Annotated in this window: 12 protein-coding genes; 1 reads left to right on the top strand and 11 read right to left on the bottom strand. The window is 35.7% G+C overall.

What is annotated here, in order from left to right:
- Positions 1 to 37: 37 nt before the first annotated feature.
- The 6 genes from TETH514_RS05425 to hprK all read right to left on the bottom strand — a co-directional run bounded on the left by TETH514_RS05425 (position 38) and on the right by hprK (position 4,972).
- Positions 38 to 199 carry a nucleotidyltransferase domain-containing protein gene (locus tag TETH514_RS05425; protein ID WP_009052758.1) on the bottom strand — a complete coding sequence of 54 codons (162 nt, stop codon included), beginning with the start codon at positions 197 to 199 and terminating at the stop codon, positions 38 to 40.
- Positions 200 to 263: 64 nt separating this feature from the next.
- Positions 264 to 863, bottom strand: a complete 600-nt coding sequence (locus TETH514_RS05420; protein ID WP_009052759.1) for a YesL family protein — start codon at positions 861 to 863, stop codon at positions 264 to 266.
- An 18-nt stretch (positions 864 to 881) separates the two neighbouring features.
- The gene (locus TETH514_RS05415; RefSeq protein WP_009052760.1) at positions 882 to 2,354 is read right to left on the bottom strand and encodes a long-chain fatty acid--CoA ligase; all 1,473 of its coding nucleotides are present in this window, start codon (positions 2,352 to 2,354) and stop codon (positions 882 to 884) included.
- Between the two features lie 12 nt (positions 2,355 to 2,366).
- Positions 2,367 to 3,305: an ROK family protein gene (locus TETH514_RS05410; RefSeq protein ID WP_003866607.1), complete on the bottom strand. Its 939-nt coding sequence runs from the start codon at positions 3,303 to 3,305 to the stop codon at positions 2,367 to 2,369.
- On the bottom strand, positions 3,302 to 4,039 hold the full coding sequence (locus TETH514_RS05405) for a phosphatase (protein WP_003866606.1): 738 nt from the start codon (positions 4,037 to 4,039) through the stop codon (positions 3,302 to 3,304). Before TETH514_RS05405 ends, TETH514_RS05410 begins: the two co-directional genes overlap by 4 nt.
- Before the next feature lie 15 nt (positions 4,040 to 4,054).
- A complete protein-coding gene (gene hprK, locus TETH514_RS05400) occupies positions 4,055 to 4,972 on the bottom strand; it encodes an HPr(Ser) kinase/phosphatase (protein ID WP_009052761.1) in 918 nt (305 codons plus the stop codon).
- Positions 4,973 to 5,118: 146 nt separating this feature from the next.
- Here hprK and TETH514_RS05395 point away from each other — a divergent pair, with 146 nt between their 5' ends.
- Entirely contained in the window at positions 5,119 to 6,099 is a 981-nt protein-coding gene (locus TETH514_RS05395) for a biotin--[acetyl-CoA-carboxylase] ligase (RefSeq protein ID WP_009052762.1), read from the top strand.
- A gap of 284 nt (positions 6,100 to 6,383) precedes the next feature.
- Here the strand turns inward: TETH514_RS05395 and uvrC are convergent, their stop codons facing one another.
- Genes uvrC through uvrA form a run of 5 tightly spaced genes read right to left on the bottom strand, consistent with a single transcriptional unit; the run spans position 6,384 to position 14,098 of the window.
- Positions 6,384 to 8,231 carry an excinuclease ABC subunit UvrC gene (gene uvrC, locus TETH514_RS05390; RefSeq protein ID WP_009052763.1) on the bottom strand — a complete coding sequence of 616 codons (1,848 nt, stop codon included), beginning with the start codon at positions 8,229 to 8,231 and terminating at the stop codon, positions 6,384 to 6,386.
- Positions 8,232 to 8,248: 17 nt separating this feature from the next.
- A complete protein-coding gene (locus TETH514_RS05385) occupies positions 8,249 to 9,670 on the bottom strand; it encodes a penicillin-binding protein 2 (RefSeq protein WP_009052764.1) in 1,422 nt (473 codons plus the stop codon).
- Positions 9,645 to 10,889, bottom strand: coding sequence for an FtsW/RodA/SpoVE family cell cycle protein (locus TETH514_RS05380; protein WP_003866601.1), 1,245 nt, complete (start codon positions 10,887 to 10,889; stop codon positions 9,645 to 9,647). The genes TETH514_RS05385 and TETH514_RS05380 overlap by 26 nt, the downstream gene beginning before the upstream one ends.
- 11 nt (positions 10,890 to 10,900) lie before the next feature.
- Positions 10,901 to 11,305: an FHA domain-containing protein gene (locus TETH514_RS05375; RefSeq protein WP_003869421.1), complete on the bottom strand. Its 405-nt coding sequence runs from the start codon at positions 11,303 to 11,305 to the stop codon at positions 10,901 to 10,903.
- 9 nt (positions 11,306 to 11,314) lie between these two features.
- The gene (uvrA, locus tag TETH514_RS05370; RefSeq protein WP_009052765.1) at positions 11,315 to 14,098 is read right to left on the bottom strand and encodes an excinuclease ABC subunit UvrA; all 2,784 of its coding nucleotides are present in this window, start codon (positions 14,096 to 14,098) and stop codon (positions 11,315 to 11,317) included.
- Positions 14,099 to 14,107 lie beyond the last annotated feature (9 nt).

The raw sequence follows: 14,107 nt of genomic DNA, 5'->3' as shown, positions 1-14,107 counted from the left end.
CCTTATAAATTAATATTAGGGTGAAGCTTTTTAAAAATTACATAATAACAGCAATATCAATATCACTTTCACTAGTATAATTGCCTTTCGCATAAGAACCATATAAATAAGCTTTCTCAATGTTCATTTCTTTTTTGGCTAATTCGGCGTATTCTCTAGCAATTTTTTCTACGGTTTTTCTATCAATGAAAGTAGCCATTGTCTCATCTCCTTTATCTTCTCAATGCTTAAAGTGGTAAATTCATATTTTAAACTACTATACCTCATTCCTCATCTTTCTTTATATACTTCCTAATTACTCCCTCAAAAATAATATCTATTACATAGGCTGAAACACTTGCTAATATTATAAAGAACAATATTGGCATAATGTTTGCAAGAATCAAGGCAGTTAACAACGTCAAAATTATGAGTATTGTTTGGGGTAAATGTCCAAGACCTAATAAAAAAGAGGTTTTCCATAAGCCAAAAAGTTTTCCCTCATAATATTGAATCGTCAAAAACGTGTATATCAATGTGATTAAAAACATGAGTCCCATTGACAATAACAAACCAGCAAGAATGTATGCAAAAGCTGTGTTTTGTTGTATAAAAAATCTCACGTCTACATAAAGTATTAAAATAACAGCAACGGTAATCACAAAGTTTATAAGCATCCACCAAAAGTGTTTTTTAAAGGCTTTCCAAAATTCTTTCCAGACTCCTTCTCCTTCGTCTTTTCTTAAAAGATGCACAGAACGAAAAAGAGCTTCTGTGGATTGGAAAATTGTCACAACAGGAAGTGAAAATACAATCCACAGAAGATTTAATATCATTAAATCGCTTATGAAATAGGCTATGTCGTAAAGCTTTGAATCTCTCATTGCATTTCACCTTTACATTTATTTTAACAATTTCTTTTGTATTTTACCAGCTGCATTCTTGGGAAGTTCGGGTACAAACTCAAAAATCTTTGGAATTTTATAAGATGCCAATTTATACTTTAAAAAGTTTTGAAGCTCTTTTTTGTCAGCTTTCGCTCCTTCTTTTAGCACCACAAAAGCTTTGACTTCTTCTCCTTTCAATGGATCACCCACTCCTATCACAGCAGCTTCTAAAACATCTGGATGTTCTAACAAGGCATCTTCTACTTCCCTCGGATATACGTTGAACCCACCTAATATTATCATGTCTTTTAGTCTGTCTACAATGTAAAAATATCCGTCTTCATCTTTTTTGGCAAGGTCGCCCGTGTGGAGCCAACCACCTCTTAAAGTCTGGGCAGTTTCTTCTGGCATGTTGTGATAGCCAACCATTATATTAGGTCCTCTTAAAACAAGCTCCCCTACTTCTCCCACAGGAAGTTCATTGTCATTTTCGTCCACTATCTTTGCTTCAACACAAGGAAGTGGCAATCCCACAGACCCTGGCTTTCTTATTGCATTAGGCTCTAAAGGATTTAAAAGTGCAACAGGAGCTGCCTCACTTAAACCATAGCCTTCTACAAGAGGAAAATTGAATTTTTCCTCAAATCCTCTTTGTATCTCAGGGGCTAATGGAGCTCCACCTGATATAGCTAACCTTAAAGCTTTAAATTGTCCCTTTTCTGCCATTCTCATAAGGACTGCAAACATCGAAGGCACTCCGCAAAATACAGTTACATCTTCTTTTGTCAGTGTCTCCAATGTGTCTTTTGGCATAAAACTTTCTTTTATTGTAATAGCAGAACCCAAATAAAATCCAAGAAGTATGTTGACTGTCCAAGAAAAACTGTGAAACAAAGGTAATACGCACAAAAAGTTATCCTCTGGTCCTAAGTCAGATACATCGTCTAATGCTTTTACATCAGCAATGAAGTTATTGTGAGTAAGCATCGCACCTTTAGGTTTCCCTGTCGTTCCAGAGGTATATATATACGTACATACTTCGTCTGGTTCTATTTCAACATGTTGAGAAGGACCCATTTTTAAAATTGCATTAATGGTATTTTCATCTAAAACGACCACATTTTTGAGATTCAATCTTCCTAATTGAGACTTATCAATTTTTTGAGCTATTAAAGGATGAATGACTATAGTATTAGCACCTGATTCCATAATTATATATGCAATTTCTTCAAGTGTAAGCATCATGTTTAGCGGTACAACAATTGCCCCTGCTTTAGATGCTCCCATAAAAGAAAAAATATATTCAGGGCAATTAGGAAAACTCAATGCTACTCTATCACCTTTTTTTACACCTATTGATTGAAAGAAAGAAGCGTACTTATCTATGAGAGAGTCAACTTCTCCGTAACTATAGATTCTATCTTTAAACTTTATTGCAACATGATCGTCAGACACTTTTGCGTTTTTGTGAAGTTCATGAATTTGCATAATTATCCTCCTTTAACTTAATATGGCAGCACCGATGATCCCTGCATCATTTCCAAGCTCTGCTTTTCTTATGTCAGCATACGGTAAGTCTTTGAATAAAATATTCTCTGCCACTTCTTTTTTAAGAGGTTTTATGAGAAAATCCCCTGCATTTGCAACTCCGCCACCCAATATTATCACTTCAGGGTCAAACATGTTTATCACATTTACAATCCCAATAGCTAAGTATTTGACATAGTCATTAAAAATCCTCATGGCGTCTTCATCATACTGCTTCGCAGCATCAATTACGTTTTTAGCCGTTATGCTGTTTATATCTCCATTTGCAAATTTTAAAATAAGAGAATTGGGATTCTTCTCTACTGCCTTTTTCCCTTCTCTTATTAAAGCAGTTGCTGAAGCATATGTCTCTAAACATCCAATTTTACCACAGTTACATCTTATACCATTGTCTCCTATCACTATGTGTCCAAGCTCAGGTGCAAAATGATGTGCACCATTGTATATTTTACCATCAAGGATAAAACCAGAACCTACTCCTGTTCCTAAGGTAATTGTCACTGAGGACTTAGAACCTTTGCCAGCCCCATATGCTGCTTCTGCCAAAGCTGCTACATTAGCATCATTGTCCATATATATTGGCAAATCAATGTATTTTCTTATTTCTTTTGCAAGAGGAACTTTTGTCCAAAAGAGATTCACCGCTCGTATTACTATGCCTCTTTCGCTATCTGCTACACCCGGGACTCCTATTCCCATTGACTTAATATCACTTCCACTTAGATTACTCCTCTTAATAAGTTCTATAGCTATATCCGCTATGTCTTTGGCAACTGCTTCATAACCCCTTTCCGGTTTTGTCGGCCTGCTACCTGTAGCTACTATACGTCCCTCTTCATCCACCAATCCAACAGCAATATTAGTGCCTCCAAGGTCAACACCAATTCTCATTCTTCCTCTCCTCCAATTTTCCGTTTTTTCTCTTTAAGATATTCTTTTATTTTTCCAACATCAGTATTAAGCACTAAATCCTCAGTTATACCGGCATTCTTAATAACTTTGAGAGCTTCCTCAAACCTTCCTACATCAAAGCTTACATGTGCATCGCTTCCCACAGCAATTTTTACTCCCATTTCTTTCGCTTTTTTAGCAATGAGAAAACAATTTTCTTCACTGCCCTTTCTTGAACTTACAAAGGAGCTGTTGTTTATTTCAATAAATTTGCCATATTCTTTAGCAGCCATTAAAACTTTTTCAATATCTATTGGATAGATGGGATTCCCAGGATGTCCTATTATATCTACATAAGGGTTTTTTATAGCATTTATAATAGCTTTTGTGTTTCTTTCTATATCGTCACTTGGTTCAAAACACACGTCATGTAAACTGGCAATCACTATATCTAGTTTTTTAAGTATTCCTTCTGGTAAGTCCAAATTTCCTTCTTCATCCATTATATTAACTTCTACCCCTTTTAATATCTCCACCCCCTCTATTTTTTCAGGTAACACTTTTAAATTTCCAAAATACCAAAGGTGAGCAGCTCCTGGCATTTTAGGTCCGTGGTCTGTCATACATATAAGTTGAAGCCCTTTTTTATAAGCCTCCCTTGCGTTTTCTGTAATAGTGCTGTAAGCGTGACCGCTGGAAATTGTGTGAGTGTGAGTATCCAAAACTAACTTCAACTTTATCCTCTCCCTTTAATTCCCTATTTGTTTTAATAATTTTTTGTTAAGTTCGTGAGCAGCGTTGTATCCCATTTGTTTTTGCCTGTGGTTCATCGCTGCTACTTCTACTATTATCGCGAGATTTCTTCCTGGTCTTACAGGTATAGTAAGCTTTGGAACTTTGACATCTAAAAATTTGATATAATCGTCTTCTAATCCTAACCTGTCGTAGTACTTATCTTCGTCCCATTCTTCCAATTGAATAACTAAGTCTATGTTCATAGAATTTCTAACAGAACCCACACCATACAATGTCTTTATGTCAAGTATGCCAATACCTCTTATTTCAATAAAATGCCTTATTATCTCAGGTGAACTCCCTTGAAGCTTGTCCTCACTTATCTTGCTGATTTCCACCGCATCATCAGCAACCAGTCGGTGTCCCCTTTTGATTAGCTCTAATGCCGTTTCACTTTTACCTATGCCACTTTCTCCTAATAAAAGAACACCTATACCATACACATCTACAAGGTCTCCGTGAATAGTAATTTGTGGTGCTAACTTTTCATCAAGGTAATTAATTAATCTATTTATAAACTTGGTAGAAGCTTCTTTTGTCCTTAAAAGGTATCTATCGTGTTTTTGCGCAGCATCTATGATCTCTTGACGAATATTTAAATCTCTCGTTACAATAAGACAGGGAATGGGATAATTAAAAAACCTGTCTGCTCTTTCAGCTAATACATCATCTGGCAACTGTTCTATAAAAGTTGTTTCAACTTTTCCAATGATTTGCACTCTTTCGTAAGCAAAATGCTCATAAAAGCCGGAAAATTGTAAGCCCGGCCTATTTACATCACTTGTAGTTATATCTATTTTATTATTTTTGGCCTCAACAATAACTTCCAAATTTAAATCCTTTATCAAAGTTTCAACAGGAATCTTATCCACTTTTTCACCTCCAGCCAGCAACAAAACGCTGCATTTAATTCAATTATATTATTTAATGTAAAATAAGTAAATAGACAAAACCTTTTCTTCTTGGAAGATGTAAATTATAATATGTTTATAGCCATATAAACTTTTGAGGTGAAAAAATGTTAAGGTCAAAGCTTCTTAAACTTTTAAAAGAAAACAAAGGGGAATATATCTCTGGGCAAAAACTTTCTGATCAACTCAACGTCTCAAGAACTGCTATATGGAAACATATAAATGAATTAAAAAATGAAGGATACCAAATAGAAGCCCATCACAAGCTGGGGTATATGTTAGTTTCTGAGCCTGATTTGTTAATTTATGAAGAAGTATCCCCTTATCTTACTACAAATTTTATAGGAAAAAATTATATACATAAGTTAGTCATTGATTCTACAAACAACTTCGCAAAAGAAATGGCATCAAAGGTTCCTGATGGTACAGTAATTATTGCCGAAGAGCAGATAGCAGGAAGAGGCCGATTAGGAAGAAGTTGGATATCTCAAAAAGGCTGTGGCATCTGGATGTCTATCATTTTAAAACCAAATATACAGCCACAGGAGGCACTTAATCTCACACAAGTAGCGGCAATTTCTGTAGTCAAAGCTATTGAAGAAGTATTTCATGTAGAAAGCAAAATAAAGTGGCCAAATGATATAATACTAAACAATAAAAAAGTGTGTGGAATATTGACAGAGATGAGTTCAGAAATTGACAAAATAAACTATGTGATAATAGGAATTGGAGTCAATGTAAATTGTGACAATTTCCCTGAAGAATTAAAAGGGAAAGCCACTTCCTTGTACTTAGAAACCAACTCTAAAGTTGATAGGAAAAAACTTACCGCCAGCATTTTAAATAACCTGGAATTTTATTATAATGCATATTTACAAAAAGGCTTTGAATACATAGGGCCTATATGCATTGAAAAGTCCATAACAATAGGAAGGCAGATAAAAGTCATTGCCAATGAAGGTGAAATTGAAGGAAAAGCTGTCACTATTGACAATAATGGAAGTTTGGTAGTAGAGACAAAAGAGGGCAAAAGACTTAGTATTATGTCAGGAGATGTGTCTGTAAGGGGGTTACTGGATTATGTTTAAACAAAATCTTGACGCTCCAGTTTGTTGACAAAGTTAAAAAATGTTCAAAGGAGATATTTTGCATCGTCGCTCCGGTGTTCCAAAGCGACAAAACTAAAGCTCGACCTTCAGGTTCCGGCAGGATACCGGGCACAATCGGCATCCATGCCTTAAGGTGCCCGCCTCCGCCCTCGGTCTTGCTAAGTTTTGTTATCGCTTTGTAACAAGTCGCTCCTTATGCAAAATATCTCCTTTACGAAAGTTTGTCTATAGTCTGAAGCGTCAAGACAAAATCTTGACGCTTTTTATTTCCTAAAATATTCATATACAGCTTGAGCAGCTTTTTCATTCATTCCTTCCACTTTTTTAAGGTCCTCCACACTTGCCCTTTTTATTTCTTCTATGGATTTGAAGGCATCATATAAAGCTTTTGCCCTCTTTTTTCCTATGCCGGGGATATTGAGAAGTTCGCTTTTAAATCTCTTACTTTGCTTTTCTTTGTGGAAAGTTATGGCAAATCTATGAGCTTCTTCTTGTATTTGAGCAATCAGGCGAAAAGCTTTTGTAGTCATAGGTATGTCAATTTCACCTTGAGGTGATACAAGGCCTCGAGTCCTGTGTTTTGAATCTTTTACCATACCATAAACAGGAATAGAAATCCCCAAGCCACTTAACACCTGCAGTACAGCATTTACATGCCCTATGCCACCATCTACAAATATTAAATCTGGCATTTCAGCAAATTTGGCCTTATCCTCTTCAAGTTCACCTTTTTCAATAAGCTCTTTTTCTTCAATGGCATGTAAAAAACGCCTTTCTATTACCTCTCTCATACTCTCATAATCGTCTTGTCCCTCTACATATTTTATGTTAAACTTTCTGTACTGACTTTTCTTGGGCTTTCCATCTACAAACACCACCATAGACCCTACATTGTCTTGACCTCTTGTGTTTGAAATATCATAGGCTTCAATCCTCTTGGCGTAGTCAAGTCCCACTAAATTAGAAAGTTCTAATACAACCTGGTCTTTTGAAATTTCCTCTCTTATTGATATGTCATTCTTAAGGGCTTCTAAAGCATTTTGATAAACCATATCCACAAGCTCTTTTTTCTTACCTCTAACAGGAATGGTTATAAAAACTTTATTGCCTCTCTTTTGTGATAACCATTCACTGAGAAGCTCACTTTCGTCTAATTCCACATCAGTTATTATTTCTTTGGGAATGTAAGGAGCACCTTCATAAAATTGCTTTATAAAAGAAGAGATTATTTCTCCTCTTTCCATCCCTTCTGTATTTTTCATATAATAATGCTCTCTTCCGCTTAATTTTCCGTCTCGTACAAAGAACACCTGTATGCAGGAAATATCCGCACTTCGGGCCATTGAAATTATATCCTGCTCATCTTCTCCTACTGATACCACCTTTTGTTTTTCTGATGTCCTTTCAATAGCAAAAATCTGGTCTCTAATCCTCGCCGCTTCCTCGAACCTCAATTCTTCCGCCGCTTTTTTCATATCTTCTTTAAGTTTTTGTATGAGCCAATCCCTCTTTCCATCAAGAAAGAGAACTGCCTGATCAACTAATTTTATATAATCTTCTTTATTTATTTTGTTAGTACAAGGGGCAGAACACAATCCTATGTGGTAATAGAGACATTCTCTAACCTTACCCATGTCCTTTTCAATATTTTTGTTACATGTTCTTATTGGAAACATTTTTCTGACAAGTTTTATAGTCTCCCTCACTGCAAAGGCACTGCTATAAGGTCCGAAGTATTTCGCCCCATCGGGTTCAATCCTTCTCGTAAACATTATGCGGGGATACTCTTCATTTACTGTAACTTTAATATAGGGGTAATTTTTGTCATCTTTTAATAATACATTATACTTAGGCTTATACTTTTTAATTAAGTTGCATTCCAACATTAAAGCTTCAAGTTCAGTATCAGTAACAATGTACTCAAAGTCTTCTACATGAGAAAGCATTACTTTTACTTTTGGCAATTGTTTTTCTTTATTTTGAAAATACTGCCTCACTCTGTTTTTGAGAACTACCGCTTTACCTACATAAATTATTTTGCCACTTTTATCTTTCATTATATAAACGCCAGGTTTTTCAGGCAAAAGCTTTAATTTTTCTTCTATGGTCATTATCCATCACCTTCAGGTCATTTAGTTAAATAAGCTCTTATTATATCTCTCGCTATAGGTGCTGCTACTTTCCCACCTTCACCGCCATTTTCAACTATTACACTTACAACTATCTGTGGGTTTTCTGCAGGGGCAAAACCTACAAACCACGCATGAGGATCACCGTGAGGATTTTCTGCAGTCCCAGTTTTGCCTGCAACTGTAATACCAGGAATTTGTGCAGCTTTACCTGTCCCCTCTTTATCGTTAACTGCGCCTATCATCAATTGTTTAATAGCATCTGCCACCTTTTTTGATATAGGATTTAAATACTGTGAAGGAGTGCTTTTTTCAATGACAGCCCCTGAAATAGGATCTGCTACATATTTCATCAAATAGGGTTTCATTATAACCCCATCATTTGCAACGGCAGAAGCAACTAAGGCCATTGTAAGAGGTGTCACAAGCATTTTCCCTTGCCCTATAGAAGTCTCAGCTAAATCAGACTTCCCATCAATAGGAGGAAATTGATTTTTTGTTGTATCTATCTCTAAAGGAACTCGTTTATCTAGTCCAAAAGCATAAGCTATTGTTTGCAAATTTTCACTTCCTAAATCCAAACCAGCCTGTATAAAAAAGGAGTTGCAAGACCTATAAAAAGCTTGTTTAAAATCTTCTATTCCGTGAGCAATACCTCCAAAATTATTTATTCTATTACCATCTACAATTATATATCCTTTACAATAAAAAGTCTTGTCATATAACTCAGGGTTATATGTCAAAACTGCTGCGGTAGTTACAATTTTAAAGACAGACCCTGGAGGATACAAACCTTGCGTAGCTCTATTTAAAACTACGTGCTCAGAACTTGTCATTATTTCTTCCCAATTCTCTCCTAAAGTATTGGGGTCATAAGAAGGTGTAGAAACCATCGCTAAAATTTCACCAGTCTTTGGATTTAAAGCCACAACCGCTCCTTTTTTACCCTCCATATCCTTATAAGCAATATCTTGTAATGTTTTATCTATTGTTAAATAAACATTATTCCCCATTTGTCCTTTTCCAAAAATTAATTTCCTCAAAAGAATCATCGGGTCATTTCCTACCATTCCAAGTAGTTCCCTATCATAGGCTTTTTCTATCCCTGTGTTTCCTTGCTGGTATATTCTACGGCTGTATCCTATCACATGGGCAAAAGCAGGTCCATCTAGATATTCCCTTTTTTGTAAACCATCTACCTGCACGCTTTTTGCAAGCACAATCCCATTTCTGTCCAAAATACTACCTCGCAATATCTTTTTTTCCTGTTCTATAAGTCTTCGATTGTAAACACTATAAGAACTAGTAATTAATTTATCTCTTTCATATATTTGGAAATAAGTTAAATAGGCAATTAGGCCGAAAAAAAGTACAGAAAAAAACCAAAACAGAATTTTAATATTGCGATTTAAGTTGGACATCCTGTTGCTCCTCCTTAAGAGCTATGCCATTGAGCATGCCCAATGTCACAAAGCTCGTCACCATAGAACTACCGCCATAACTTACAAAGGGAAGGGTTACCCCTGTCAGAGGTATGAATTTTATGACACCACCAATTATAGTAAAAACTTGTAAGCTAAACATTGAAATGAGGCCTGTAGCTACTAATACACCAAACTCGTCTTTAGCATTTAGTGCCACTTTAATCCCTCTATACATTATAACAAAATACACAAGAATTATAGCTACCGCTCCTAAAAACCCAAATTCTTCACTAATGGCAGAAAAAATGAAGTCAGTTGCCACAGCCGGTATATATTCGGGATGCCCCATGCCAAGCCCTGTACCAAAAAAACCTCCCGCCGCAATGGCAAAAAGGGACTGTACAATTTGATATGTTTTTCCTGGTACATCCATCCAAGGATTCAACCATGCCTCAATTCTTACTCTTACGTGCCAAAACAAAAAGTAGGATATTATACCTCCTAGAACAAATAGCCCAATCCCTACTGCTGTGTACAATAGATTAGAAGTAGAGACAAAAATTAATAATACTGTAGTAGCATAAAACAAAAACGCCATCCCTAAGTCTTTTTCCAATACAAATATTCCTACGATTACAAGAGTTATTAATCCTAACATAATTATGTCTTTCGTTTCTCTCCTAGTACACAAATATTTTGCCAAGAAAATTATATATATTATCTTAGCAAGCTCAGCTGGCTGAACATATATGCCATCAAAAGTAAGCCAGTTTTTAGCACCACCTATCTCTCTTCCAAAAATCAATGGTAAAGCCAATAGCGCTATTGTAATTGCAATGTAAATAGCTTCCCCATATTTGAGTTTATAAAGCAAATAATAGTGTTTGAAGATATATGAGGAAATGAAATAAAGTAAAAATCCTATTGCAATCCAGACAATCTGTTTTACGAGCAAATTCGGCGCAACTCTGTATATCATTATAAGTCCCATTTCGGTCAAAAAAGAAGTTAAAATGACAAATTGGATTTCCCCCAAGGGAAACAATCTTACATGTAAGTAATAAACAATATAAATTAATATTGGAAATGCTAATGTAAAATATATAGTGTCAAATCCCTTCGGTTTATTGTGTATAAAAAGCAGCAAAAAGGCTATTACAAATATCCAAAAAACATTTTTCATAGCTTTAGATCCAGTTTTTATATATTCTTCCATAAGATTTCACCCTATAAAATAAATTTGAGTTCAACATCTCCTAAAGTAATTACATCATTATTTGTTATTTTGGCAATTCTTTTTATTCTCTTACCATTTACAAAAGTGCCATTTGTACTGTTTAAATCTTGTATATAAAACCTTTTGCCCCTCTTTCGTATGATAGCATGCCGTGCAGACACATAAGGGCTTTCAATTACTATATCACATTCCTCCGACCTTCCTATAGTAGTAACTTCAAAAAGATTAAAAGTCCTTTCTCCATTTAAAAAAGAAAGTTTTGCAGAGGTTATTTGCCTCTCATATCTTGCCCCTTTTATGTCCATATACACTATTTTAAAAACCCTGTATAAAAACAGGTAGATGAGAAAAATAAGGACATATTTTAATATCTGAGAAGCTATGGCATAATACATAAATTCACCTCATTTTTGAGAAAGGACTTTTTTCAAAAAATGGCCTGTATAAGAATTCTCATTAGCAGCAACTTCTTCAGGTGTCCCTGTAGCTATTACCCTTCCACCCTTGTCTCCACCTTCTGGTCCTAAGTCAATGATATAGTCTGCACTTTTTATGATATCTAAGTTGTGTTCAATTACAATAACAGTATTGCCCGCATCAGTTAATCTATTTAAAACTTCAAGAAGCCTATGCACATCTGCAAAATGTAATCCAGTTGTAGGCTCATCCAAAATATATAGTGTTTTACCTGTAGGCCTTTTAGAAAGTTCAGTAGCTAATTTTACTCTTTGTGCTTCTCCTCCTGAAAGCTGAGTAGAAGGTTGCCCTAGCTTAATATATCCTAAACCCACATCATATAAAGTCATCAATTTATTTTTTATCCTGGGTATATTTTCAAAAAATTCTAACGCCTCTTCTACCGTCATATTAAGTACATCCGAAATATTTTTCCCTTTATATTTTACTTCCAATGTTTCCCTATTATACCTTTGCCCTTTGCAGACTTCACAAGGGACATACACATCCGGCAAAAAGTTCATCTCAATTTTAATTATACCATCTCCACCACAGGCTTCACACCTTCCACCTTTAACATTAAAACTAAATCTTCCTGGTTTATAGCCTCTCATTTTAGCTTCTGGAGTATTTGCAAAAACCTCTCTTATATAGTCGAAAACTCCTGTATAGGTAGCAGGATTTGAGCGAGGAGTCCTGCCTATAGGAGACTGGTCAATATTTATTACTTTATCTATATTATCGATACCCTCTATTGCATCGTGCATACCTGGTTTATCTTTGGACTTATAAATCTTCTGTGCCAATGCTTTGTACAGTATCTCATTTATAAGGGTGCTTTTGCCTGAGCCAGAAACCCCTGTAACACATATAAATACTCCGAGGGGGAAAACCACATCTATATTCTTTAAATTGTTTTCCTTAGCTCCTTTCACTATTAAAGCTTTTCCATTAGGTTTTCTCCTCTGTTTTGGCACTTCTATCTTTATTTTACCACTTAAATACTGGCCTGTAATTGATTTTTCACATTTTAACACATCTTCTATCGTACCCGCAATTACAATTTCTCCTCCATGCTCACCTGCGCCTGGTCCTACATCCACAATGTAGTCTGCCGCATATATTGTATCCTCATCGTGCTCTACTACTATAAGAGTATTGCCTTGGTCTCTTAATTTTTTCAAGGAATTTATAAGCCTTTCATTATCTCTTTGATGAAGTCCAATGCTCGGCTCGTCCAGGATGTATGTGACTCCTACAAGCCCAGAGCCTATCTGGCTTGCCAATCTTATCCTTTGTGCTTCTCCACCTGATAAAGTAGCTGCAGGTCTTGAAAGAGTCAAATAATCCAGTCCTACATCCACAAGAAAATTAAGCCTTGCCTTTATTTCTTTTAAAATTGGCTTTGCAATAATCTCTTGTTTTTCTGTTAATTTGAGTTCCTCAATAAATTTTATAAGCTCGCCAACAGAAAGGTCTGTCATTTCTTTTATGGAAAGTCCACCAACAGTCACAGCTAGCGCTTCTGGCTTTAATCTAGCCCCATGGCATGCAGGACAAGTAACCGGTCTCATATATTTCTCTATCTCTTCTTTTATAAAATCTGAAGAAGTATTGTTGTACCTTCTTTCAAGATTGTTTACTATACCTTCAAATCCATAGGACTTACCTTTTGTATCTTTGCCATAAAGCAGTACATTCTTTAAATCTTCACTAAACTTTTCATAAGGAGTATTCTCTGTATATCCAAAATGTTCAATTAATCTTAAAATGTTGTAATAAGCATAACTATCCTGTGAAGCAACAATCCCCGGCAACAACCCATTTGCTAATGATTTTTTAGGGTCTTGTATTAAAAGCTCTGGATCTACCTTCATAAATTCTCCCAATCCAGTGCAAACAGGGCAAACCCCATAAGGGCTATTGAAGGAAAACATTCTCGGGGAAAGTTCTTCAATACTTATGTTGCACTCTGTACAAGCGTATTTTTCAGAGAGTGTAAAGCTTTCTCCGTCTATTACATCAATAGAAACTATCCCATCTGCTAATTTTAAAGCTGTTTCTATAGAGTCTGTCAACCTCATGTCTATTCCCGGTTTTATAATAACCCTGTCTACCACAACTTCAATAGTATGCTTTTTATTTTTGTCAAGTTTAATCTCCTCATTTACATCGTACATGACTCCATCAATTTTCACTCTGACATATCCGCTCTTTTTTATGTCATTTAAAAGCTTAGCATATTCCCCTTTTCTTCCTCTAATAACAGGAGCCAGTACCTGTATCCTTGTACCTTCTGGCAATTCTTTGACTCTGTCTACCATCTGATCTATAGTTTGCATGCTAATCTCTTTTCCACAAACAGGACAATGGGGAATCCCAGCCCTTGCATATAAAAGTCTTAGATAGTCGTAAATCTCAGTTATCGTTCCTACCGTAGAACGAGGGTTTTTATTTGTGGTCTTTTGGTCTATAGATATTGCCGGTGAAAGACCTTCTATATAATCAACGTCTGGTTTGTCCATTTGTCCTAAAAATTGCCTTGCATAAGCTGACAACGACTCCACATATCTTCTCTGACCTTCAGCATAAATGGTATCAAAGGCAAGAGAAGACTTACCAGAACCTGATAAACCCGTTATCACAGTTAATTTATCTCGTGGAATCTCCAAATCTACATTTTTTAAATTATGAACTCTTGCCCCTTTAATTACAATTTTGTCTTTCGCCATGATTTCACC

Origin of the sequence: Thermoanaerobacter sp. X514 (genome assembly GCF_000019065.1) — a bacterium.
GTDB lineage: Bacteria > Bacillota > Thermoanaerobacteria > Thermoanaerobacterales > Thermoanaerobacteraceae > Thermoanaerobacter > Thermoanaerobacter pseudethanolicus.
The sequence above is the reverse complement of the archived record's forward strand: the minus strand, read 5'-3'. Positions and strand labels throughout refer to the sequence as shown.